Below are 22736 nucleotides of genomic sequence, written 5' to 3' on the forward strand. Positions count from 1 at the left end.
GCGAGGCAACGTCGGCCGCGCTTAGGCGCGCGGCTTGCGGGAGTAAGGCTTCGCCGCCTCTGGCTTGCCGATGTGGCGCTCGTGCTTGGCCGCGCGCGGGCTCTTGAAGCCGGCCGGCCCCTTGCGCTCGGCGACCGGGGCATCGCCGACCAGGGCCTCGACCTGAATCTCCGGCGAGCCGTTGCGGGCGAAGGCCTGCGCGAAGCGCGAGGCGGCGTTGCCGCGCACCTCGAACTTGGTCTCGCGGTCGAAGATGCGGATCGCGCCGATCTCCTGGCGGTCGATCCCGCCGCGGCGGGTCAGCATCGGCAGCAGGCGCCGCGGGTCGGCGTTGTCGCGCCGGCCGAGGTTGAGCCGGAACCACACCGCCGGGCCCATCGCCGCGATGCGCTCGGGGTCCATCGGATCGTAGGGCGGCCGGCTCGCGGAGCCGCGGCCGGACTGGTCGCCCGGATCGGTGACCTCCTCCGGCGCCGGCAAGCGGGTGCGGTAGACGCGGGCGAGGGCGGCGGCGAGCTCGAGCGGGGTGCGGCCGGTGACCAGCGTCTCGGCGAGGGCGAGATCCTCCTCGCCGGGCGCCTCGGTGAACAGCGGGTCTTCCAGCATGCGTTCGCCGTCGAGGCGCCGGATCTCGTCGGCCGACGGGGGACCGCCCCATTCGGGGCTGATCTTGGCGAGCTGGAACATCTGCTCGGCCCGGCGACGGCGGGCGTTCGGCACCAGCAGGATGCTGGTGCCCTTCTTGCCGGCGCGTCCCGTGCGGCCGCTGCGGTGCTGCAGCACCTCGGCGTCGTGCGGCAGGTCGGCGTGGATAACGAGCGACAGGCCCGGCAGGTCGATGCCGCGGGCGGCGACGTCGGTCGCGACGCAGACCTTCGCGCGGCCGTCGCGCAGCGCCTGGAGCGCGGCATTGCGCTCGCCCTGGCCGAGTTCCCCCGACAGGGCCACGGTGGAGAAGCCGCGCTCGGTCAGACTCGCCTGGAGGTGACGCACCGCGTTGCGGGTGTTGCAGAACACGATCGCCGTCGGCGCGTCGGCGGCGCGCAGCAGGTTGAGCACGACGTGCTCGATCTCGCGCGGCACCACGCGGATCGCCCGGTAGGCGATGTCGGCGTGACCGCGGGTCTCGCTCTTCACCGCGAGGCGCAGCGCGTCGCGCTGGTAGCGGGCGGCGAGGCTGTCGATCGCCTTCGGCAGCGTCGCCGAGAACAGGAAGGTGCTGCGCTCGTTCGGCGTCGCCGAGAGGATGAACTCGATGTCCTCGCGGAATCCGAGGTCGAGCATCTCGTCGGCCTCGTCGAGCACGACGGCCCTCATCTGGTCGGTAAGGAGGGTGCGGCGCTCGAGGTGGTCGCGCAGGCGCCCGGGCGTGCCGACGACGATGTGCGTGCCCTCGTTGAGCGCGCGCGCCTCGCGGCGCGGGTCCATGCCGCCGACGCAGGCCGTGACGCGGCCGCCGGCCGGGCCGTAGAGCCACATCAGCTCGCGCTGAACCTGCAGCGCCAGCTCGCGCGTCGGCGCGATGACCAGCGCCAGCGGGGCACCGGCCGGTGCCAGCATCTCGGCACCGTCGAGCAGCAGGCCGGCCATGGCGAGGCCGTAGGCGACGGTCTTGCCCGAACCGGTCTGGGCCGAGACCAGGAGGTCTCTGCCGTCGGCGGCCGCTTCGAGGACGGCGCTCTGCACCGGTGTGGGTTCGGCGTAGTCATGGTCGGCGAGCGCCCGCGCGAACGGGGCGGGAAGGGTCGGAAACGGCACGGTGCGGGGCTTTCACGACCGTCCGTCCCGTCGGAACCGGCGCAGGGCGCGGTTCTCTGTCAGGCTCACCGGTCTCGACTCGGGTTGCGAAGCCCTATCCTCTAGCGCCTTCGCGGCGGTTCCGCCACGTCCCGGCCCGCATGGGGCGGTTGCGTGTACGCAAGCCTTCCCGATCGCCTAAAGGTCTTTCGGGTGCGTGGGGCATCCGGGCGGATCGGACGGTAGATGGGCATGGCGCGGTTGGCGGTGGCGTGGGCGACGGTCGGCGCCTTCGCATGGTTCGGCAAGGACTGGCTCGGCGACCTCGACCGCCCGCTTTGGGCCCTGGCCCTGTTCGCCTGGCTGCTCGTCGCGATCTTCTGGTGCGCCTTCGGCGTGGTGCACGAGGCGGAGGAGCTCGCCGACCTGCTCGGCGAGCCGCTCGGCACTCTGGTGCTCACGCTCTCCATCGTCGTGATCGAGGTGGCCCTGGTCTCCGCGGTGATGCTCGGTGCCAAGGATGCGCCGACTCTCGGGCGCGACACGATGTTTGCGGTGCTGATGATCGTGCTGAACGGCGTCGTCGGGCTCGGCCTGCTGGTCGGCGGGCTCAGGCATCACCAGCAAAGCTACAACCTGCAAGGGGCGTCGGCCTTCCTGTCGGTGATCATCCCGCTCTCGACCCTTGCGCTGATCATCCCGAACTTCACCACCTCCACCCGCGACGGGACCCTGACGACGCTTCAGGCGGTGACCTTCTCGGGCTTCACCCTCGCGCTCTACGGGGTGTTCCTGCTGATCCAGACCGGGCGGCATAGCGATTTCTTCCAGGAGGAGGGCCACGCGGCGCGGGGCCGAGCCGCCGGAGCGGAACGCGAGGGGCCCGAGGGCGAAACGGCATCCGCCGGGAGCATCATCCGGCACACGATCCTTTTGATCGCCAACATCCTGCCGATCGTGCTCCTGTCGAAGAGCCTCGCGACCATCCTCGACCACGGCATCGCCGCCCTCGGCGCCCCGTCCGCCCTCTCGGGCGTGCTGATCGCGGCGATCGTGTTCACGCCCGAGGCGATCTCGGCATTGAAGGCGATCGCCCGCAACGAGTTGCAGCGCGCGATCAATCTCTGCCTCGGCGCCGCGACCTCGACCATCGGCCTGACCGTGCCGGCCGTGCTCGCGGTCGGCCTGATCACCGGGCAGACCGTGGTCCTCGGTCTCAAGCCGACGGAGATGACCCTGCTCGCCGTGACCCTGATCCTGAGCACGCTGACCTTCTCGGGCCTGCGCACCACGGTGCTCGAGGGCGCGGTGCACCTGATCGTGTTCTTCGTTTATCTCGTCCTGATCTTCAGTCCCTGAACCTCCCGTCCCGACCATGTCGTCGCGCGGGGCGATGGGATCGTGCCGACGGATCGCAGCCGGGGCGTCCGGCGTCCCGACTTCGTCGATCGACCGATGAAGGCAGGATTGCCGTTCCTCCAAGCCGCTTTCCCGGGGCGACAACGGACGATATCTGTCGGCCGACGGCCTCAGCATAGCCCGAATCGGATGTCGGATTGCACGTCGGACGGCGGCTCGCCGCGCAACGACGTGAGCCGGTCGCGCAAGGCGCCGGTGCACCACTACTTCGCCGAGGGCTGCGTGTGCTACCACGACCTCGGCGGTGCACGGCCCGGTGGAGAGCCTGCCGACCTGCGGCGCATCGAGCCCCGACATCAAGCGGCGCAGCCAGATCGTCCGCTCCTGAATCCCGGAGCATCGCGAGGTCGCATCCGTCTCGCGCGCACCGGCCGCCACTGCGCAAAAGACCCTAGCCGCCGAACCGCTCCGTGCGGATCAGGCCCGGCGCAACGCCCGCCTCGACAAGCAGCGTCGCGGCCGTGCGGACGAACGGCGTGGCGCCGCAGACGAAGACCCGGGCCGGCTGGCCGAGCCTGTCGAGGGCTTCGGCGACCATCGCCGCGTCGATCCGGCGTCCGCCTTCACGCGTCGCGGTGAATGTCAGCGACAGGCCCGGCTCGGCGCCGGCACGCGCCTCGATCTCGGCGAGCGCGACGGCGTCGCTCCGCGTCCGGGCCGAATAGAGCAGCAGCGCCGGGATCTCGGGCGCGGCGACCGCGCGGTGGCGCAGCATGGCGAGCAGCGGCACCACGCCGGAGCCGCCGCCGACGAGCAGCAGCGGCCCGCCATCGGCCGGCCCCCAGGAAAACGAGCCGCCGATCGGCCCGCGCAACTCGATCGCGTCGCCGACCTCGGCGATCTCGTGGAAGAAGCTCGAGACCTCGCCGCCCTCCAGCCCCTCGATCATCAGCTCGATCGTCCCCGAGCCGTCCGGCGCCGAGGCGATCGAGTAGCTGCGCTGCGCCCGGTAGCCATCCTCGGCGGTGAGGCGCACGTCGACGTGCTGGCCCGGCCGGTAGGCGTCGGCGATCCCGGTGCGCAGGCGAAAGCTCTTCACCCGCGCGGTGACCGGCGCGATCGCCGTGATCACGCCCTCGCGCCAGCGGAGATCGGGGGCCTCAGTCACCGGTGTAGCGCTGCTCGCGCCACGGGTCGCCGTACATGTGGTAGCCGCGCATCTCCCAGAAGCCGGCCTCGTCCTTCTTGGTGAAGCGCAGGCCCTTCACCCACTTCGCGCTCTTCCACAGGTAGAGGTGCGGCACGAGCAGACGTGCCGGGCCGCCATGATCCGGCTCGATCGGCGCGCCCTCGTAATGCGTCGCGATCATCGCGCGGCCGCCGACGAGGTCGGCGACGGGAACGTTGGTCGAATAGTCGTCGTAGCCCTCGGCAAGCAGGAAATCGGTCGGGGCCGCGATGCCGGCATCGGCGAGGAGGTCGTCGAAGCTCACGCCCTCCCAGCCGGTGTCGAACTTCGACCACTTGGTGACGCAGTGGATGTCGCCCTGCCACGTGGTCCGCGGCAGCCCCTGGAACGCGTCCCAGTCCCAGGATTTCAGCGGCTTCGCGCCGTCCCGCAGCGTGAAGCGCCAGGTGGCGAGATCGATCACCGGGTTCGGCCCGATCTGGAGGATCGGGAAATCCTCGACGCGATGCTGCCCGGGTGGCAGCCGCTTCTGCGTCTCTTCCGGACTGCGCCGGCCGACGAAGCCTCGTGTCGCCATTCGTATCGCTCCGATGCTGCTTGCGCCGGTTGCAGCCGGAATGGCCGGCGCCGTCAAGCACCGGCTTCAGCGAACGCGACGGCGGCGCTACGCTCGCCCCGCGGCACGCAATCGACAGGGCGACGACGATGGACCCGGCCTTCAAGGATCATTTCTCGTCCCATGCGGCCGGCTACGCCGCGCACAGGCCGACCTATCCGCCGGCGCTCGCCGCGTTCCTCGCCGAATGCGCGCCCGGTCGAGACCGCGCGCTCGATTGCGCCTGCGGCACCGGCCAACTCTCGACGCCGCTCGCCGAGCATTTCGACGCCGTCGTCGCCACCGATGCAAGCGCCGCGCAGATCGCGAACGCGACGCCGCATCCCCGCGTCGCGTACCGGATCGGGGCGGCCGAGAGGAGCGGCCTGCCGGCGGCGAGCGTCGATCTGATCACCGTGGCGCAGGCCGCCCATTGGCTCGACCTCGACGCCTTCTACGCGGAGGTCCGCCGTGTCGCCCGCCCGGGCGCCGTGCTGGCGCTCGTCAGCTACGGCATCCTCCACGTCGAGGGCGCACCCGACGCGGTGGTGCAGCATTTCTACCGCAACGTCGCCGGACCGTACTGGCCGCCGGAGCGCAGGCACGTCGAAGAGGGATACCGCTCGCTGCCGTTCCCATTCGCGGAGTTCGTCGCGCCGGACTTGGCGATCACCGTCGCGTGGCGTCTTCCCGACCTTATGGGCTACGTCGAGACATGGTCGGCGCTGCGGGGGCTCGAGACGGCGGTCGGCCGGGCGCCGGTCGACGCGTTCCAGGACGCGCTCGCCGCGTCGTGGGGGCCGGCCGAGCACCGCCGCGCCGTACGCTGGCCGCTGGCGCTGCGACTCGCGCGGCTGTGAGCGGCAGCGTCGATCGGACGTCGAAGATTTGCCTCAAAGCACGCTGATCTGTGTTGCGATCCGCGGCCCAACACGAACGTGATCGTGCGATGGGCTTCGAAGCCTGCGGCGTTCGCATTTCGTTTACGAACCGGCCGGACATTGCGACCACGACAGATCCCGAGGGGACGAACCATGATCCGAATTCTTTCCGTTGCTCTCCTCGCCGGGAGCCTCGTCGCCGCAGCACCCGCGGCTGAAGCCCGTGACGGCATCGGCGCCGGCGGCGCAGCCGCGCTCGGCGTGCTCGGCGGCCTCGCCGTCGGCGGCGCGATCGCCTCCTCGCAGAACGGCTACTATCCTGGCCAGCCGGTCTACCGCGCCCCGCGCCCGGTCTACGTCGAGGAAGATTACGGCCCGGTCTGCCACTTCGAGCGCCGCCGGACGATCGACGCCTACGGCGACGTGTTCATCCGCCGCGTCCGCGTCTGCGAATAAGCGATCGATCCGCGGCCGGTGGCAGCACCGGCCGCGCTCAAGGTCTCGGCCGGTCCCGCGGCGCGGCGGGCTCGACGATGGCCGGGCCTGGGCCGCGCCCGAGCCGTTCCGCGCAGAAGATGCCGCCGAGCACCAGGGCCAGCGCGACGGCCTCATTGGTACCGAAGGGCTCGCCGACCACGAGCACGGCGAGCCCGGCGCCGAAGATCGGCACGAGATTGACGAACAGGCCGGCCCGGTTCGGCCCGATCAGCTCGACACCGCGCATGAAGAACAGCTGCGCAGCCAGCGACGGCCCGAGCGCGACGAACACCACGATCGCCCAGCCCTCGATCCCCGGCCAGATCACCCGGCCGGACGCCGCCTCGATCGCCAGAAGCGGCAGGGAGGTGACGAAGGCCATCAGCGCCATCGCCGCGAAGAAGCTCAGCCCGGAAATGGCCGGGCGGTGCGGCAGGGCGATGGTGTAGCCGGCATAGAACAGGCAGGCGATGAAGATCAGCACGTCGCCGCGGTTGAAGCCGAGGGTGGCGAGCACGTGCCAGTCGCCGTGCGTCGCGGCCACCGCCGCGCCGAGGAGGGTCACGAGCACGCCGATCGCTTGGCCGGACGTGACCCGGGTCCGATAGAGACCGTAGTTCAGCAGAATCACCAGAACGGGGATCGAGCCCTGGAACAGGGCGAGGTTGATCGCGCTGGTGTAGGCCCCGGCGGCGTAGAACAAACTGTTGAACGCCGTGTAGCCGAGGCCGCCCATCAGCAGGACGAGCCGCCAATGGCCGCGCATGCCCGGCCAATCGGCCACGATGCGGCGCCGGGCGAACAGCCACAGCACAACGCAGACCACGGCCCAGCGCAGCGACGTGATCGCCTGCGGCGAGACGTGGCCCGGCGCCCACTTCCCCGCCACCGCGTTGCCCGCCCAGAGCAGGGCGGTCAACGTCAGGAGGGGATAGGCCGCGACGGTCCGGGGAGGCGTGGGAATCGCCGGCCGCTCAGCGGCGGCGGAACTGGCCGCCGCGCACCGGCGGACGCGGGCCGGCCGAGCGCTCGTCCTTGTGACGGAACACGAGGCGGCCCTTCTCGAGATCGTAGGGCGACATCTCGACGGTGACGCGGTCGCCGGCCAGCGTCTTGATGCGGTTCTTCTTCATCTTGCCGGCGGTGTAGGCGACGATCTCGTGGCCCTGGTCGAGCTGCACCCGGTAGCGCGCATCCGGCAGGATCTCGAGAACGAGACCGTCGAACTGCATCAATTCTTCTTTCGCCATTCACCCTCTCCAGTCGGACCGTCTGGAAGCAGGCGTTCCGGCGCACGATCTTTCGTCACGGCAATTCGATGAACGCGGCGGCGGCGGGTCCGTATCCGGAGGCGCCAAGCCATCGAGCGTCGGGCACGATGTAGGGGCCTCCTGCCACGCAAGCAAGCTTCGCCGCCTCGCGACCACGGCGACGTCGACACAAAAAGCGCCGTTCCCGGACGATTCCTGTGCGAAACGATTGATCCTACGGCGCCGTCTCGTTGCCCGCGCAATCGAGCCGGCCGTCCGGCGTACGCTTCCAAACCTTGAGGGCTACGGCACCCGAGCTGGGGTCGCCCTGCGCATCGAAGGCGATTTCGCCCTGGATCGTGCGGAAGGGCGCCCCCCGGAGTGCTGCGGCGACCGTGCGCCCGTCCCGAGACTTCGCCCGGTCGACCGCCTGCGCCAGCACCTCGACCGCCGCATAGGTCGGCCCGGCGAGCGCATCGGCTTCCGCGGTGCGGGGCGGGCGGCCCTTGACCTCGGGAAGCCGCGCCGGCTCGGCCGGGACGGTCATCACCGTCCCCTCGCCGGCGGCCGACGCGAGCGTCGCGAAGTCCCGGTCGAGGATGCCGTCGCTCGCCACCAGCCGGGCGGTCGATCCGGCGTCGCGCATCGCGTGCGCGAGCGTCGCCGCCTCCGGCGCCAGCCCGCCGAAGTAGACCGTGTCGACGCGGGCGGCCTTCAGCGTCGCGGCGAGGTCCGCAGCGTCCCGGCTGCCGCGCGGCAGGCTCTCGAACGCGACCTCGGGCCTGCCGGCGGCCTTGAGCGTCGCGGAAACCGCGTCCGCGAGGCCGCGGCCGAAGGTGGTTCGGTCGTGGACGATGGCGACGCGGCGCCCCGTTTCGTGCGCGAGCAGGTAGCGGCCGGCAACCTCGCCCTGCTGCGCGTCGCCGGCGACGATGCGGAACAGGGTCGCGTAGCCCCGGCGCGTCAGCGCGGCCCATGACGCCCCCGGCGTGACCACAACGATGCCGGCATCGTCGTAGATCGCGGCGGTGGCGGCCGCGACCGAGGATTCGAGCGGCCCGACCACGAGGCGGATGCCGTCCGCGGCGAAGCGCCTGGCGACCGCGACGCCCTGCTTCGCGTCGCCGGCATCGTCCGCGACCACCAGCGCGAGCTTGCGGCCGGACGCGCCAGCCGCGCGGTTGAGGTCGGCGACGGCCTGCTCGGCGCCGAGCCGCATGCCCTGGCCGAAGGCGGCGTCCGGCCCGGTGAGCGGAGCCGACAGCCCGATCTTGGAGACCGTCTGGGCCGCGGCCGGCGCAGCGAGCAGAAGTGCCGTGACGATCCCGATCAGCGCGCGCATCGAAACCCATACCGCAGCGGCCGGAGCGGCGGCCGCGATGACCTCGGGACAGCTTAGCCGCCGCGCCGCGCCGGCGAAAGCGAAGCGGCGCCGGTCCGACGGTCGATCAGCACGCCGTGTTTCCGGGCATGACGACCAGGCTTTCAGAGCGCGCCGTCGCGGATCGCGCCCGGATCGGCGAGGCTGTGCAGGACCCGGGCGGCGCTGTGGGCGAAGCGCAGCGTCACGGCCTTGCGGCGCGGGCCGGAGAGCGGGTGCTCGGGCGCCTCGCGGATCACCAGCCCGCCGAAGGCGTCGGCGACGATCAGGCCGCATTCGTCCGGGATCAGCGATTCCGGCACCGTGTCCGGGATCGCGAAGAAGAAGCGGTCGCAGAAGTCGCGGTAGTCGGGCCATTTCCGGTCGGCGCGGAAGTCCGCCACGCTCGACTTGATCTCGACGATGGTCAGGCGCCCGGCGCCGCACAGGGCGATCACGTCGGCGCGCCGCCCGTTGACCAGCGAGAACTCGGGCAGGGTGGCGCAGCCCATCTCGGAGAACAGGCGGCGCACCCCGCGCTGGATCCTCAGCGCCGTCGGCGACTGGCGCCGGTCGGGCGGCAGGATCAGGTCCGGCGCGGCGTCGACCGTGCGGGCATCGGCCGGAAGAGCATGGGCGAGGGCTGACGACATCGTCTCTCGTGTGGCGGCTTGTGCCGAATCGGGACGGCGCATCTTGCCAAGCCCGGACAGCGCTTGTCACCTGCGGCCGGAGATCACGCGAGCGATCCTGCCAGCGCCGCGCGGATCGCGGCGAACCCGTCCGTGAGCGCGGCTGGGCCGGGCTGCAGGATCAGCGGCGACTTGATCTCGTGGATGCGGCCGTCCCGCACCGCCGGGATCGCCGCCCATCCCGGGCGGGATGCGATGCGCGCGACATTGACCTTCTTCCCGCACCACGAGGCCAGGACGACGTCGGGCGCCGCCGCGATCACGGCCTCGGGCGCGACGATCCGGTCGACGGCGGCGGCCATCCGGGCGCGGTCGGGAAACACGTCGTCGCCGCCGGCGAGGCCGATCAGCTCCGAGACCCAGCCGATGCCGGAGATCATCGGCTCGTCCCATTCCTCGAAATAGACGCGGGGCCGCCGACGGCCCGCGACCTCGGCGGCCGCCCGTGCCAACGCGTCGGCATAACCCTGCGCCAGGGCGTCGGCCCGGTCCGGCACGCCGACGAGGGCGCCGAGCGTGCGGATCATCGCGAGGCAGCCGGCGACGTCGCGCTGGTTGAACAGGTGCACGGCGATCCCGGCCCGAGCGAGGTCGGCAGCGATGTTCGCCTGGAGATCGGAGAAGGCGAGGACGAGATCGGGCTCGAGCGCGAGGATCTTCGGCAGGTCCGCGCTGGTGAAGGCCGACACGCGCGGCTTCTCGCGCCGGACCCGCGGCGGACGCACGGCATAGCCCGACACCCCGACGATGCGGCGCTCCTGGCCGAGCAGGTACAGCGTCTCGACGGTCTCCTCGGTGAGGCAGACGATGCGCTCGGGCGGAAACCGTCGCATCAGCCCTGGAACCACGCCAGCAGCCCGGCACCCGGTGCCAGGAGCACGAAGGCCCAGACGAGGGCCGAGAGGACGTTGGCCACCTGGAACGGCAGCCGGGCGACCCCGAACATGCCGGCGATCAGCGGCACCACCGCGCGGGCGGGCCCGAAGAACCGCCCGAGCGCCACCGCCGCCGCGCCCCAGCGCTTCAGGAAGACCTCGCCCTTGGCGACCATCTCGGGGTAGCGCCGCATCGGCCACAGGCGCTTGGCGCCCTCGCCGTAGGACCGGCCGAACTCGTAGGAGAGCCAATCGCCGAGGGCCGCGCCGACGGCCGCCGCGGCCACCACCGGCCAGAACGCGATGTCGGTCGCCCCGATCATCGCGCCGATGCCGATCAGGATCACGGTGGCCGGCACCAGCAGCGACAGGAAGGCGATGGATTCGCAGAAGGCCAACGCGCCGACGATCAGCGGCGTCCACGCCCGGTGCGCCTCGACGAAGGCGAGGGCGGAGACGCGCAGCGATTCGAAATCCATGGTCCGCCTTGTCGAGGATGGGGGGTGCCGGGTGCGCGGGATGCCGAAAGCCGGTAACACGCCGCGGAGGCCACGCGTGCCGGGGAGATCGCGATGAACATCCTGTCGATCCAGTCCCACGTCGCCTACGGCCATGTCGGCAACGCCTCCGCGGTGTTTCCAATGCAGCGGCTCGGGGTCGAGGTCTGGCCGATCCACACGGTGCAGTTCTCCAACCACACCGGCTACGGGGCCTGGCGCGGACGCGTCTTCGACGGGCCGGCGGTCGAGGATCTGGTGGCCGGCATCCGCGAGCGCGGGGTGCTCGGCACCTGCGACGGCGTCCTGTCCGGGTACATGGGCTCGGCCGACATCGGCACCGCGATCCTCGGCGCGGTCGATGCGGTGCGGGCCGAGAACGCCCGGGCGCTCTACGCCTGCGACCCGGTGATCGGCGACACCGGCCGCGGCGTCTACGTCCGCCCCGGCATCGCCGAGTTCATGGCCGAGCGCGCGGTGCCCGCCGCCGACATCGTGACGCCGAACCAGTTCGAGCTCGACCTGCTCACCGGCCTGCCGACCGGCACGTTGGCGGAGGCCAAGCGCGCGGTCGCCGCCCTGCAGGAACGCGGACCGCGGGTGGTGCTCGTCACCTCGCTCGTCACCGACGCGACGCCGGCCGACGCCATCGACCTGCTGGCCGGGGAGGGCGGCACGTTCTGGCGGGTGCGCACGCCCCGCCTCGACCTGTCGGTGAACGGAGCAGGCGATTGCATCGCCGCGCTGTTCCTCGTCCACTACGCCCGCACTGGCTCGGCGGCGCTGGCGCTCGGCATGGCGGCGGCCTCGGTCTACGGCGTCCTGCGGCGCACGCTGGCGGAAGGCTCGCGCGAGATCCTCACCGTGGCGGCGCAGGACGAGTTCGTGGCGCCGACCGAGACGTTTCCGGTGGAGACGGTCTGAGAGCGAGAGAAGGAACCTCTGGATGCCGCGCCGCTTCGTCACCCTGGATGTGTTCACGACGCAGGCCCTGGCCGGCAACCCGCTCGCCGTGGTGCTTGAGGCCGACGGGCTCGACGACGGGGCGATGCAGGCGATCGCCCGGGAGTTCAACCTGTCGGAGACGGTGTTCGTGATGCCGCCGGACGAGCCGCGGCACCGGGCGAGGCTCCGGATCTTCACGCCGACTCGCGAGCTGCCCTTCGCCGGGCATCCGACCATCGGCACCGCAATCCTGCTGGCCCTGCGCGAGGCGCGGCCCGAGGGGGCCGACGCCGTCGCGTTCGGCCTCGAGGAGGCGGTCGGCACGATCCCCTGCGTGGTCGAGACCGGCGACGGAGGGGGCCGGGCCCGCTTGAGGCTCCCGATCCTGCCGGACTACCTCGGCGAGGCTGCCGACGCCGCCGCTCTCGCGGCCGCGTTCGGGCTGGCGCAGGAGGATATCGGCTTCGGGCGGCACCGGCCGAGCCGGCACGGCGTCGGCCCGAGCTTCACCTTCGTTCCGGTCGCCTCGCCGGACCGTCTCGACGCGGCGCGACCGGGCACGCTGGCGGGCACCTCGGACGGCTTCCTGCTCTACGCGCCGGACACGGCGGAGACCGGTCTCGCCTTCCAGGCCCGGATGTTCGCCCCCGCCCTCGGCGTGGCCGAGGACCCGGCGACGGGCTCCGCGGCCGCCGCCTTCGCCGGCGTGCTGATGCAGTTCGAGCCGCTCGGCGACGGCACGCACGACGTCGCGATCACGCAAGGGGTCGCGATGGGCCGCCCGAGCGCGATCGCGCTACAGGTCGTGGTCCAGGCCGGCGGCCTGCGCTCGGTCGAGATCGGCGGGGCGGCGGTGATCGTGTCGGAAGGCGTGCTCCATGTCTGATGCGGCGACGCCGGACTCACGGCCCTACGGTTTCGAGGTCGTCCGCCTCGCGCGCCTCGAAGCCCGGCTGGTGACCTACGATTGGGCCTGGGCGCGCGACAACGCCGAGCGCATCGAGCAGAACTGGATGCGGCGGCGGGCGGCGCAGCCCGCCCTGTTCGACGGGCTGGTGCTGGTGGCCTGCGGCTGCGCGATCGACGGCGACAGCTGCCGCCTGGACCTGTTCGAGACGCCGTATTCGCGCTTCCTGGCCTATCGCGACGGCGGATCGCCGGACGGACACGTCGCCAACGCCTTCGCGGCGATCGTGCCGTGGAGCGCCGACGGCGCGGTCCTGCTCGGGCGGATGGGCGTGCATACGGCCAATGCCGGGCAGATCTACTTTCCCTGCGGCACGCCGGACCTCGACGACGTGCGCGGCGAGGCGGTCGACTTCTCGGGGAGCGCCGCGCGCGAGCTTCTGGAGGAGACCGGCCTCCGGGTGCCCGACAGGGCGACCGAGGACTGGATCTGCCTGCGCGGCGAGGGCCAGCTCGCCTTCCTGCGGCCCGTCCGCTTCGCCGAGGACGCCGCCGCCCTGATCGAACGCATGGAGATCCACGCGCTGGGCGAGGACGAGCCCGAGCTCGCCGGAATCGTGGCGGTGCGCGAGGCCGCCGACATCGAGGCGGCGATGCCCGGCTTCGTGCGCGCCTACCTCGCCACCGCCTTCGAGGCCGAGACCGGCGCCGCCGACGTGACGCCCTGATCCGTCCGTGACCCGGATGCGTCGACAACCGGCGGTGCATCGGGCAGGCTTTCTTCGCCGTTTCGTCGCCATCCCGGAGTTCCGCATGACCCTGAAATCCAAGACCGCGATCGTCACCGGCTCGACCAGCGGGATCGGGCTGTGCATCGCGCGAGCCCTGGCGCGGGACGGGGCGAACGTGGTGCTGAACGGCTTCGGGGAGGCCGACGCGATCGAGACGGCGCGCGCCGGAATCGAATCCGAATTCGGCGTGCGGGCGCATCATTCGGCCGCCGACATGACGAAGCCGGCCGAGATCGGCAAGATGGTGCGCGAGGCGGAAGCCCGCTTTGGCTCCGTCGACGTGCTCGTCAACAACGCCGGCATCCAGTTCGTGTCGGCGATCGAGGAGTTCCCGGGCGCGAAGTGGGAGCAGATCATCGCGATCAACCTGTCCTCGGCCTTCTACGCGATGCAGGCGGCGATCCCGGGAATGAAGGCGCGCGGCTGGGGGCGGATCATCAACACCGCCTCGGCCCACTCGCTGGTCGCCTCGCCGTACAAGTCGGCCTACGTCGCGGCCAAGCACGGCATCGCCGGCCTGACCAAGACCGCGGGGCTGGAGCTTGCCACGCACAAGATCACGGTGAACTGCATCTCGCCCGGCTACGTCTGGACGCCGCTCGTCGAGGCGCAGATCCCCGATACGATGAAGGCGCGTGGGCTGACCAAGGAGCAGGTGATCGACGAGGTGCTGCTGAAGGCGCAACCGACGAAGGAGTTCGTCACCGTCGACCAGGTCGCCGCGCTCGCCCTGTTCCTGTGCTCGGACGCCGCCAGCCAGATCACCGGCACCAACATCGCCATGGATGGCGGCTGGACGGCGCAGTAGCCCGCACGCGAAAGCACCCCGCCGGTCAACCGGCGGGGTGCTTCGATGGCGCAGGATTTTGCAACGCGGGCTGCGTTTAGCGGCGCCCGTGCAGCAGCAGGGCGAGGCCGTAACCGACGGCGCCGGCGAGCACCAGCGCGATCAGCGGATTCTCCTCGACCCGCGAGCTGACCGCCTGGCGGCCGTCGCGCAGGTAGTCGCCGCGGCGGTCGTAGGCGTCCGAGGCGTAGTCCGTGACGTTGTCGGCGACGTCGCGCAGCTTGCTGCGTGCCTGCCCGTAGGCGTCCTTGGCCTGCCCGTAGGCCTCCTGGGCGCGGTCGCCGGCCTCGTCGGCGACGTTGCGCACGGTGTCCTTGGCCTGGCCGTAGGCCTCCTGCGTCTTGCCGCCGGCCTCGCGAAGGCGGCCTTCCGCCGAGTCGCGGTTGGACCCGACGAAGTCGCCGGCCGCACCCTGAATCTTCCCGCCAAGCTCCTTGGCACCGCCGACGATGCGATCCGTATCGACCATGGTCATCTCCTACCCGTCAGTTCTGCGCGTTTGGTGGCGGCGTGACCCACGCCGCCCGTCGATCCGTGCCCGCCCGAGCGGGGTGCCGGCTACTTGCCGAGGATCTTGGTCACGAGGCGCCCGATCGGCGAGGCGGAGCTCGCGTTGCGGTCGTCGCGAACGACCTGGCGATCCTCGTTCCCGAGAAGCTTCGTGACGATGCGTCCGATCAGGCTCATGGTTCTCTCCGCGCGATGGGCGCCGTCGGGCGGCGCAGCTTGACCTCTCAACGGCCGATCGCCGCAGCCCGTTCCGTCGCAACGGAGGCGGTCGCGGCGCGGGCCGGCGTCTTGCTGGGGCTACTGGTGGCTCCGCAGGAACTCCGCCGCCGCATCGAGGGAGCGGCGCGCCTCCGGCAACATGCTGTGCGCGAACTGCCAGACATGGGCGACCACCGGGAACACCGTCAGGGACACGGTGACGCCGGCCGCCCGCGCCTTCTCGGCCATCCGCACCGAATCGTCGCGCAGCACCTCCCGCTCGCCGACGTGGAACAGCAGCGGCGGCAGGCCGGCGAGATCCGCGAAGAGCGGCGAGATCCGCGGGTCGGCGGGATCGGCCCCGCCGAGATACATCGGCCCGAGGTTGATCAGCGCCCGCGGGTCGAACATCGCGTCGCGCCGGGCATTGCTGACGCGCGAGCCGTCCTCGGCGAGGAAGTCGGTGACCGGCGAGAACAGGGCGGCGGCCGTCGGAAGAGGCAGCCCGCGGTCGCGGGCCGCCAGCATCGCGACGAGCGCCAGGTTGCCGCCGGCGGAATCGCCGGCGATCGCCGCTGGCCCGAGCGAGGCGAGGGCGTTCCAGGCCGCGCACGCATCCTCGACGCCGGCCGGAAACGGGTGCTCCGGTGCGAGCCGGTAATCGGCGGCGAAGATCGTGAAGCCGCGCTCGGCCAGCGCGCCCGTCACCGGGCGATGCGATTTCGGCGAGCAGGCGACGAAGCCGCCGCCGTGCAGGTAGAGCAGCCGCCGCTCCGGTCCCTCGGGGCGGACCGGCCTGACCCATTCGCCGGGTATCCCGCCGACGGCGCCGGCCTCGTAGGTCGCGCCGGACGGATCCGGGAACGTCCGGCCGCCGAAGACCGCCCGGATCTTGCCCACGTCGTCCATCGCGCCGAGGCGGTTCCGGACGTTGCGCCTGACCATGTAGGACGCGAGATGCGCACGCAGGCTCGCCATGATGTCGTCTGCTCCGGATCTTCGATTGGGCCACGGGACGGCGCCCGGCACGATATGGTCCGGGCGCCGGCGATGAACAGCCGGGGTCACGTTCCGATCCGGGATCGATCCAGCACCCGCGGGGAAACGACCGCGTGTCGATCGCGCCGGGAAAAGCTTGGCCCGAAGCTTCCATGGCCGTCCCGATCAGCCAGCCGAGTTCCGAGATCCGATGTTCGACCGCCTCCTGCATGCCGGCCTCAGCATCCTTCTGCTGCTCGCCGTCGCCGTCCTGCTCTCGACGAACCGGCGGGCGATCCGGCCCCGCGTGGTGCTCGCCGCGCTCGGTCTGCAGGTCGGCCTCGGCGTGCTGATCCTGTTCGTCCCGTCCGGCCAGGCTGGCCTCTCTGCCGCGGCCGGCTTCGTCCAGACCGTGCTCGGTTACGGCGACCGTGGCACCGCATTCCTGTTCGGCGGCCTCGTTGAGCCGCGGATGTTCGAGCTGTTCGGCGGCAGCGGCTTCATCCTGGCGCTTCGGGTGCTGCCGCAGATCCTCTACGTCTCGGCGCTGATCGGCGTGCTGTATCACCTCGGGATCATGCAGGCCGCCGCCCGCATCGTCGGCGCCGGCCTGCGCAGGCTGGTCGGCACCAGCCCGATCGAGTCGTTCTCGGCGGTGATCACCATCGCCATCGGGCAGAGCGAGATTGCGGTGGCGCTGCGCCCGTTCCTCGCGCTCCTGACCGGGGCCGAGCTGTTCGCGGTGATGACGAGCGGCGCCGCCTCCACCGCGGGCTCGATCCTGGCCGGCTACGCGGCGCTCGGCGTGCCGATGACCTACCTGCTCGCCGCCTCGCTGATGGCGATCCCCGGCGGGCTGCTCTTCGCCAAGCTGCTGGTGCCCTCGACCGAGCCGACGCGGATCGCCACCACCCGGGTCGAGTTCGGCGAGACGCGCGCGGCCAACCTGATCGAGGCCGCGGCCGACGGCACGCAGAAGGGGCTCGCCGTCGCCGTCGCGGTCGGCGCGATGCTGATCGCCTTCGTCGGCCTGATCGCGCTCGCCGACGGCATCGTCGGCTACCTGGGCGGCCTCGCCGGATATCCGGCGGCCTCGATCCAGGGCATCCTCGGGTTCGCGCTCGCACCGCTCGCCTGGCTCCTCGGCGTGCCGTGGGAGCACGCGACGCTGGTCGGCGGCGCGATCGGGCAGAAGCTCGCCTTCAACGAGTTCTTCGCCTACGCCAACCTCTCGCCGGTGCTGAAGGGCGGCACCCTCGATCCACGCAGCCAGGCGATCGTCTGCTTCGCGCTCTGCGGCTTCGCCAACCTGTCGTCGATCGCGATCCAGCTCGCGAGCTTCTCCAGCCTCGTGCCCGAGCGCCGGTCCGAGATCGCCCGCTACGGCCTGCGCGCCATCCTCGCGGGCACCCTGTCGAACCTGACGAGCGCGGCCATCGCCGGCCTGTTCATCGCCGCGTGAGGCGGTTTGCCGGCCTCACGCCGGCGGCTGCGAACGTGTAGAACGGCGCCCGAAGACCCGATGTCGGCGACAGATCCCTCGCGAGGGATCGGCCCCGGCGAACGGGTCGCGGACGGTGGACCGGGGCGCGTCGCCATCGGCGGAGGACGGACATGACGACGGTTCTCGACCCTACGGCGGCGCAGGCCTCCGATGGCGCGCGCGCCGCGACGTCGCGGATCGTGCCGCCGTTCCGGGTTCCGCCGGAGCGCGAGCCGCCGATCCTCTCCTATCTCGGCGCGTTGCGCACCAACGCCCTCGTCGGCTGGCCGCGCCGAGCCTACGACGATCTGATCACCCGCCGCAGCCTGCTCGGGCGGTCGAGCTTCACCCTGAGCGATCCGGATGCGATCCGCCGGGTGCTCGTCGACAACCAGGCGAACTATGCCCGCACCGCCGGTTCCGTGCGGATCCTGCGCCCGATCCTCGGCGACGGCGTCCTGATCAGCGAAGGCGCATCCTGGCGCCACCAGCGACGCTCGCTGGCACCGGCCTTCACCCCGAAGGCGATCGACGGCCTCGTCCCGCTGATCGACCGCGCGATCGGCGACGCGCTCGGCGAGTTCGACGTCGCCGCCGCGCGCGGCCCCGTCGCCCTGTTCGCTGCCCTTCACCGGCTGGCCCTGGAGATCGCCGGGCGCAGCATGTTCTCGGTGGCGATGGATCGGCATGGGGACGCGCTGCGCGGCTTCATCGCCGAGTATTCCGAGCGCCTCGGCCGGCCCCACCTCCTCGACATCCTGATGCCGCCGACCTGGCGGGCGCCCCTCGACTTTCCGCGCGCCCGGTTCCGGAAGCGCTGGACGCCCTTCCTCGGCCAGATCATCGAAGCGCGGGCCGCCGACGGGACCCCGCGCACCCATCGCGACCTGCTCGACCTGCTGATGGCCGCCCGCAATCCCGAGACCGGGGCGGCCTTCAGCTACGCCGAGGTCCGCGACCAGGTCGCGACCATGATCCTGGCCGGGCACGAGACCACCGCGGTGCTGCTGTTCTGGGCCGCCTACATGCTGGCGCTGGCGCCCGAGCTGCAGGAGCAGGTGGCGCGCGAGGTGCAGGGCGCGGACCTCGCCGCCCCGGCCGGCTGCGCCCAGGACGGGCGCCTGCCGCTGACCCGCGCGGTGATCGACGAGACGATGCGGCTCTATCCGCCGGCCTTCGTCATCGTGCGACGCGCGCTCGAAGCCGACCGCGTCGCCGGCGTGGAGATCGCGGCCGGCGACATCGTGATGATCTCGCCCTGGGTGCTGCACCGGCACCGCCGCCTCTGGGACGACCCGCACGCCTTCGATCCGGGCCGCTTCCTGCCCGGCGCCCCGGCGATCCCGCGCTACGCCTATCTCCCCTTCGGCGTCGGTCCGCGGGTCTGCATCGGCGCGCATTTCGCCCTGACCGAGGCGGTGCTGGCGCTCGCCCGCATCGTCGGCCGGTTCAGGATCTCGCTCGCCGATGGCCGCCCGGTGCTGCCGGCGGCCGTCGTGACAACCCAGCCCGAGCACGCACCGGACTTCCACCTGGTGCCGCGCTGACGGCCCCCGCGCCGGCCCGCTGCGACATCGCGCCGTCACATTTAAACCACGGCCCGAACCTAGGCGTAGCGTCGCCCGACGACCGGGCACGATGCCGTTCCAGCCTGCCCGGTGCGCGTTCTCGATGCCGGGATCCTATGCGGATGCCCCATGTCGCACGTCACCGCGTTCCCGATCGCGCAGAAACCCCCCAAAGCGGCGTCGCCGCGCCTTCATGCGGTCGCCGCAGGCGAGGGCGATCCGCGCGCCATCGCGGTGCGCAGCCTCCGCCTCGGCATGTCGGCGCTCGATGAGGTCATCGCGCTTCTGGACGGCGACCTCGGCGTCGCGTTCGAGCGGGCGGTCGAGACCATCCTGTCGGTGAAGGGCCGCGTCATCGTCTGCGGCATCGGCAAGAGCGGCCATGTCGGGCGCAAGCTCGCCGCGACGCTGGCCTCCACCGGCACGCACGCCTTCTTCGTCCACCCCACCGAGGCGAGCCACGGCGACCTCGGCATGATCGCCGCCGACGACGTGATCGTCGCACTATCGTGGTCGGGCGAGACGGTGGAGCTCGGCGACCTCGTCAGCTTCTCGCGCCGCTTCTCGATCCCCTTGATCGCGATCACCTGCAACGCCGACAGCACGCTCGGCCGCGCGGCGGACGTGCTGCTCGCCCTGCCGAAGGTGCGCGAATCCTGCCCCCACGACCTCGCGCCCACCACCTCGAGCCTGATCCAGCTGGCGCTCGGCGACGCCATCGCGGTGGCGCTCGTCGAGCAGCGCGGCTTCACCTCGGCGCGCTTCAAGACGCTCCATCCCGGCGGGACCCTCGCCGCACGCCTGAAGACCGTGCGCCAGCTCATGCACACCGGCGACGAGGTGCCGCTCGTGCCCGACGCGATGGTGATGTCCGACGTTCTGATCGAGATCACCCGACGCCGCTACGGTTGCGTCGGCGTCGTCGACGCGGACGGGCACCTGATCGGCATCGTCACCGACGGCGACCTGCGCCGCCACATGGGCCCGGCGATCCTCGACACCACCGTTCAGCAGGTGATGACGGCCGCCCCGGTGGTGGTCGAGGCCGACCTCCTGGCGAGCGCCGCCCTGGAGGTGATGAACCGCAAGCGCATCACGGCGATCTTCGTGGTCGAAGCCGGCCGCCCCGCCGGCATCCTGCACATCCACGACCTGCTCCGCGCCGGCGTGGTGTGACCCCCGCGGCCGCACCCTCGTGGATGCGGCTCGAAGCTTCGTCTGCGAAAGCGCAGTTGGGCTTGAGCAGGAGGCAGCAGAGGTGCCGATCCGACCCGCCACAAACGAAAAAGGGGCCGGCGCTTCGCCAACCCCTCGCATCGCCCGTCGAAATTCGATGGTACCACCGCCCCGGCTCGAACGGGGGACCTCTTGATCCACAATCAAGCGCTCTAACCAACTGAGCTACGGCGGCACTGCGGCGGGGTGTATCGTGGCGGCGGCGGCATTTCAAGCGGGTTCGACACCACGCCTGCGCCTGTGGACGGAGGCGTGCGCGAACCCGTAAGGATCGGGCGTGACCTGTCGTCCCACGCCCGCGCCGCGATGAGCCAGACCGCCGAGACCCCGCGCCGCCGCTGGGACCGCGCGACCCTGGTCCAGGCGCCCGGCCGGCTCCGCGTCCTCGTCCGCCGCAGCGAGGTCGGGCTCGTGGTGCTCTCCGGCCTGACCGGATGCGTCGCCGGCGCGGCGGTGGCGGGGATGAACGTCGCGACGCAGGGCCTTCGCGAGGCGCTGTACCGCCTGCCGCACGGGACGCGCCTCAGCGCGGCCGACGCCGTGACGCCGCTCGCCCTGCTCGTCGGCCCCTGCCTCGGCGGCATCCTGCTCGGCCTCGTGATCCTCGCCGCGAACGCGATCCGCGGGCGGCGGAGGCGGCCGGTGATCGATCCGATCGAGGCCAACGCGCTCCATGGCGGCCGGATGTCGCTGCGCGACAGCGTCTACGTCGCCGTGCAGAACGTCATCTCGAACGGAAGCGGCGCCTCGGTCGGGCTCGAGGCAGGCTATACGCAGATCTGCGGCGGCCTCGCCTCGCGCCTCGGCATCGCCTTCGAGATGCGGCGCAACGACCTGCGCACGCTGGTCGGCTGCGGATCGGCCGCGGCGATCGCCGCCGCCTTCGGGGCGCCGCTGACCGGCGCGTTCTACGCCTTCGAGCTGATCATCGGCACCTATTCGATCGCGACGCTGACGCCGGTGGTGGTGGCTGCCTTGTGCGGCAGCCTGGTCTCGCGGAGCCTGGTCGCGGCCCAGCCTCTGGTCGCCCTCGACAACGTCCAGGCGGTGACGACGGCCGCGGTGACCGGCGCCGACACCCTGCCGAGCCTCGTCCTCGGCCTGTTCTGCGCCGGCCTCGGCATCCTGATCATGCGCGGCGTCACGCTGGTCGAGCAGGGCGTGGCGGCGACGCGGATCCCGCGGGTGGCCGGCCCCGCGCTCGGGGGCCTCTGCGTCGGCGCGCTGGCGCTCGCGATCGGCCCGCAGGTGCTGTCCGGCGGGCACGGCGCTCTCCACGTCCACTTCGCGGACGGGGCCGAGGGCTACGGCACGGCGGCGCTCGTTCTGCTGTTCGTCGGCAAGGCGACGGCCTCGGCGATCTCGATCGGGTCGGGGTTCCGCGGAGGCCTGTTCTTCGCCTCGCTGTTCCTCGGTGCGCTCGCCGGCAAGCTGTTCGCGATGGTCGCGCCGGCGGTGATCCCGGGGCTCGCCGCCTTCGGGCTGACGCCGCTCGCCTATGCGGTGATCGGCATGAGCGCGCTCGCGGTCGCCGTCATCGGCGGCCCGCTCACCATGACGTTCCTGGCGCTGGAAGTGACCGGCAGCCTGCCGCTCACCGGCCTCGTCCTCGTCGCCGTGATCGCCTCGTCGCTCACCGTGCGGAAGACCTTCGGCTATTCCTTCGCCACCTGGCGCTTCCACCTGCGCGGCGAGAGCATCCGCAGCGCCCACGACGTCGGCTGGATCCGCAGCCTGACGGTCGGTCGGCTGATGCGCAAGGACGTGCGCACCATCCCCCTCGACACGCCGATGGCGACCTTCCTGCGGGCGCACCCGCTCGGATCGCCCTCGCGGGTGATCGTGGTGGACGAGGCAGGCCGCTACGCCGGCATCGTCCTGGTGCCCGAGGCCCATGCCGCCGCGCGCGACGCGAGCGAGACGCCGGCGACGCTCGCCGACGTGCTGCGCCACCCCGACGACATCCTGACGCCCGAGCTGAACGCCAAGGAAGCCTCGGCGGCCTTCGACCGCACCGAGAGCGAGGCGCTCGCCGTGGTCGACTCGATCGGCGACCGGCAGGTCATCGGCATGCTCACGGAAAGCCACACGCTGAAGCGCTACAGCGACGAGCTCGACCGCCAGCGCCGGGCGATGCAGGGCGAGGCGGACTGATCGGCGGCCGACCGGCGCTCAGCGCGGGCGGCGCCCGACGCTGACGACGTTGCTCGGGCGGGCCTTCCGCTCGGGGAGGATGTCCTCGACCTTCCGGACGATGCTGGCGGCGTCGAGGCCGGCCTCGGCGTACATCTTGTCCGGGCTGTCGTGGTCCTGGTAGCTGTCGGGCAGGGTCATCGTGCGCACCCGCAGCCGCATCGCGTCG

The 22736-nt window shown here is 71.8% G+C and carries 24 protein-coding genes and 1 tRNA gene; 11 read left to right on the forward strand and 14 right to left on the reverse strand.

Translation table 11 applies throughout. From position 1 onward, the window contains the following. Window positions 1-21 precede the first annotated feature (21 nt). Window positions 22-1758 (reverse strand): DEAD/DEAH box helicase, encoded by a 1737-nt coding sequence (locus MKK55_RS10580; protein ID WP_243934618.1) that lies wholly within the window; start codon window positions 1756-1758, stop codon window positions 22-24. 225 nt (window positions 1759-1983) lie between these two features. Here MKK55_RS10580 and MKK55_RS10585 point away from each other — a divergent pair, with 225 nt between their 5' ends. Further along, complete coding sequence (locus MKK55_RS10585) at window positions 1984-3096, forward strand: calcium:proton antiporter (RefSeq protein ID WP_409566045.1); 1113 nt, start codon at window positions 1984-1986, stop codon at window positions 3094-3096. A gap of 451 nt (window positions 3097-3547) precedes the next feature. Here the strand turns inward: MKK55_RS10585 and MKK55_RS10590 are convergent, their stop codons facing one another. Next, window positions 3548-4264 carry an FAD-binding oxidoreductase gene (locus tag MKK55_RS10590; RefSeq protein ID WP_243934621.1) on the reverse strand — a complete coding sequence of 239 codons (717 nt, stop codon included), beginning with the start codon at window positions 4262-4264 and terminating at the stop codon, window positions 3548-3550. Beyond that, window positions 4257-4862: a sulfite oxidase-like oxidoreductase gene (locus MKK55_RS10595; RefSeq protein ID WP_243934622.1), complete on the reverse strand. Its 606-nt coding sequence runs from the start codon at window positions 4860-4862 to the stop codon at window positions 4257-4259. The genes MKK55_RS10590 and MKK55_RS10595 overlap by 8 nt, the downstream gene beginning before the upstream one ends. Before the next feature lie 128 nt (window positions 4863-4990). Here MKK55_RS10595 and MKK55_RS10600 point away from each other — a divergent pair, with 128 nt between their 5' ends. Together MKK55_RS10600 and MKK55_RS10605 are read left to right on the forward strand one after the other, a co-directional pair. After that, the gene (locus tag MKK55_RS10600) at window positions 4991-5740 is read left to right on the forward strand and encodes a class I SAM-dependent methyltransferase (RefSeq protein WP_243934623.1); all 750 of its coding nucleotides are present in this window, start codon (window positions 4991-4993) and stop codon (window positions 5738-5740) included. A gap of 174 nt (window positions 5741-5914) precedes the next feature. Beyond that, entirely contained in the window at window positions 5915-6217 is a 303-nt protein-coding gene (locus tag MKK55_RS10605) for a hypothetical protein (RefSeq protein WP_147726188.1), read from the forward strand. A gap of 37 nt (window positions 6218-6254) precedes the next feature. On the opposite strand, the gene MKK55_RS10610 is transcribed toward MKK55_RS10605, so the two are convergent. From MKK55_RS10610 to MKK55_RS10635, 6 genes are all read right to left on the reverse strand, one after another. Further along, window positions 6255-7157 carry a DMT family transporter gene (locus MKK55_RS10610; protein ID WP_313898959.1) on the reverse strand — a complete coding sequence of 301 codons (903 nt, stop codon included), beginning with the start codon at window positions 7155-7157 and terminating at the stop codon, window positions 6255-6257. 55 nt (window positions 7158-7212) lie between these two features. After that, window positions 7213-7488: a translation initiation factor IF-1 gene (gene infA, locus MKK55_RS10615; RefSeq protein ID WP_147025743.1), complete on the reverse strand. Its 276-nt coding sequence runs from the start codon at window positions 7486-7488 to the stop codon at window positions 7213-7215. Window positions 7489-7723: 235 nt separating this feature from the next. Next, window positions 7724-8830, reverse strand: coding sequence for a branched-chain amino acid ABC transporter substrate-binding protein (locus MKK55_RS10620; protein ID WP_243934624.1), 1107 nt, complete (start codon window positions 8828-8830; stop codon window positions 7724-7726). A 143-nt stretch (window positions 8831-8973) separates the two neighbouring features. After that, complete coding sequence (locus MKK55_RS10625) at window positions 8974-9501, reverse strand: MmcB family DNA repair protein (RefSeq protein WP_243934625.1); 528 nt, start codon at window positions 9499-9501, stop codon at window positions 8974-8976. Between the two features lie 83 nt (window positions 9502-9584). Beyond that, on the reverse strand, window positions 9585-10373 hold the full coding sequence (locus tag MKK55_RS10630; protein WP_243934626.1) for a cobalamin-binding protein: 789 nt from the start codon (window positions 10371-10373) through the stop codon (window positions 9585-9587). Then, a complete protein-coding gene (locus MKK55_RS10635; RefSeq protein WP_243934627.1) occupies window positions 10373-10894 on the reverse strand; it encodes a DedA family protein in 522 nt (173 codons plus the stop codon). Before MKK55_RS10635 ends, MKK55_RS10630 begins: the two co-directional genes overlap by 1 nt. Window positions 10895-10987: 93 nt before the next feature. On the opposite strand from MKK55_RS10635, the gene pdxY reads away from it, so the two are divergent. From pdxY to MKK55_RS10655, 4 genes are all read left to right on the forward strand, one after another. Continuing rightward, the gene (gene pdxY / locus MKK55_RS10640; RefSeq protein ID WP_243934628.1) at window positions 10988-11836 is read left to right on the forward strand and encodes a pyridoxal kinase PdxY; all 849 of its coding nucleotides are present in this window, start codon (window positions 10988-10990) and stop codon (window positions 11834-11836) included. Window positions 11837-11858: 22 nt separating this feature from the next. Next, window positions 11859-12743, forward strand: coding sequence for a PhzF family phenazine biosynthesis protein (locus tag MKK55_RS10645; RefSeq protein WP_243934629.1), 885 nt, complete (start codon window positions 11859-11861; stop codon window positions 12741-12743). Then, entirely contained in the window at window positions 12736-13491 is a 756-nt protein-coding gene (locus MKK55_RS10650; RefSeq protein ID WP_243934630.1) for an NUDIX hydrolase, read from the forward strand. The genes MKK55_RS10645 and MKK55_RS10650 overlap by 8 nt, the downstream gene beginning before the upstream one ends. A gap of 85 nt (window positions 13492-13576) precedes the next feature. Next, a complete protein-coding gene (locus MKK55_RS10655; RefSeq protein ID WP_243934631.1) occupies window positions 13577-14362 on the forward strand; it encodes a 3-hydroxybutyrate dehydrogenase in 786 nt (261 codons plus the stop codon). 76 nt (window positions 14363-14438) lie between these two features. Here the strand turns inward: MKK55_RS10655 and MKK55_RS10660 are convergent, their stop codons facing one another. The 3 genes from MKK55_RS10660 to MKK55_RS10670 form a co-directional block, all read right to left on the reverse strand. Beyond that, the gene (locus tag MKK55_RS10660; protein ID WP_147841036.1) at window positions 14439-14870 is read right to left on the reverse strand and encodes a CsbD family protein; all 432 of its coding nucleotides are present in this window, start codon (window positions 14868-14870) and stop codon (window positions 14439-14441) included. Between the two features lie 89 nt (window positions 14871-14959). Then, window positions 14960-15088 carry a TFIIS helical bundle-like domain containing protein gene (locus MKK55_RS10665; RefSeq protein ID WP_147726177.1) on the reverse strand — a complete coding sequence of 43 codons (129 nt, stop codon included), beginning with the start codon at window positions 15086-15088 and terminating at the stop codon, window positions 14960-14962. A 120-nt stretch (window positions 15089-15208) separates the two neighbouring features. Further along, window positions 15209-16087: an alpha/beta hydrolase gene (locus MKK55_RS10670; RefSeq protein WP_243934632.1), complete on the reverse strand. Its 879-nt coding sequence runs from the start codon at window positions 16085-16087 to the stop codon at window positions 15209-15211. Between the two features lie 211 nt (window positions 16088-16298). Between MKK55_RS10670 and MKK55_RS10675 the strand changes: the two genes are divergently transcribed. The 3 genes from MKK55_RS10675 to MKK55_RS10685 all read left to right on the forward strand — a co-directional run bounded on the left by MKK55_RS10675 (window position 16299) and on the right by MKK55_RS10685 (window position 20314). Next, complete coding sequence (locus tag MKK55_RS10675; protein ID WP_243934634.1) at window positions 16299-17549, forward strand: NupC/NupG family nucleoside CNT transporter; 1251 nt, start codon at window positions 16299-16301, stop codon at window positions 17547-17549. Window positions 17550-17701: 152 nt separating this feature from the next. Continuing rightward, a complete protein-coding gene (locus tag MKK55_RS10680; RefSeq protein WP_243934636.1) occupies window positions 17702-19117 on the forward strand; it encodes a cytochrome P450 in 1416 nt (471 codons plus the stop codon). Window positions 19118-19267: 150 nt separating this feature from the next. After that, window positions 19268-20314, forward strand: coding sequence for an SIS domain-containing protein (locus MKK55_RS10685; protein ID WP_147858820.1), 1047 nt, complete (start codon window positions 19268-19270; stop codon window positions 20312-20314). Between the two features lie 158 nt (window positions 20315-20472). Here the strand turns inward: MKK55_RS10685 and MKK55_RS10690 are convergent. Continuing rightward, window positions 20473-20549: transfer RNA gene (locus MKK55_RS10690), tRNA-His, on the reverse strand. Window positions 20550-20680: 131 nt separating this feature from the next. Between MKK55_RS10690 and MKK55_RS10695 the strand changes: the two genes are divergently transcribed. Continuing rightward, the gene (locus tag MKK55_RS10695; protein WP_243934642.1) at window positions 20681-22528 is read left to right on the forward strand and encodes a chloride channel protein; all 1848 of its coding nucleotides are present in this window, start codon (window positions 20681-20683) and stop codon (window positions 22526-22528) included. A gap of 18 nt (window positions 22529-22546) precedes the next feature. Here the strand turns inward: MKK55_RS10695 and MKK55_RS10700 are convergent. Further along, on the reverse strand, window positions 22547-22736 hold a 190-nt coding region (locus MKK55_RS10700), incomplete at its 5' end, for a hypothetical protein (RefSeq protein WP_243934638.1).

The organism is Methylobacterium sp. J-059, assembly GCF_022829485.1.
Lineage (GTDB): Bacteria > Pseudomonadota > Alphaproteobacteria > Rhizobiales > Beijerinckiaceae > Methylobacterium.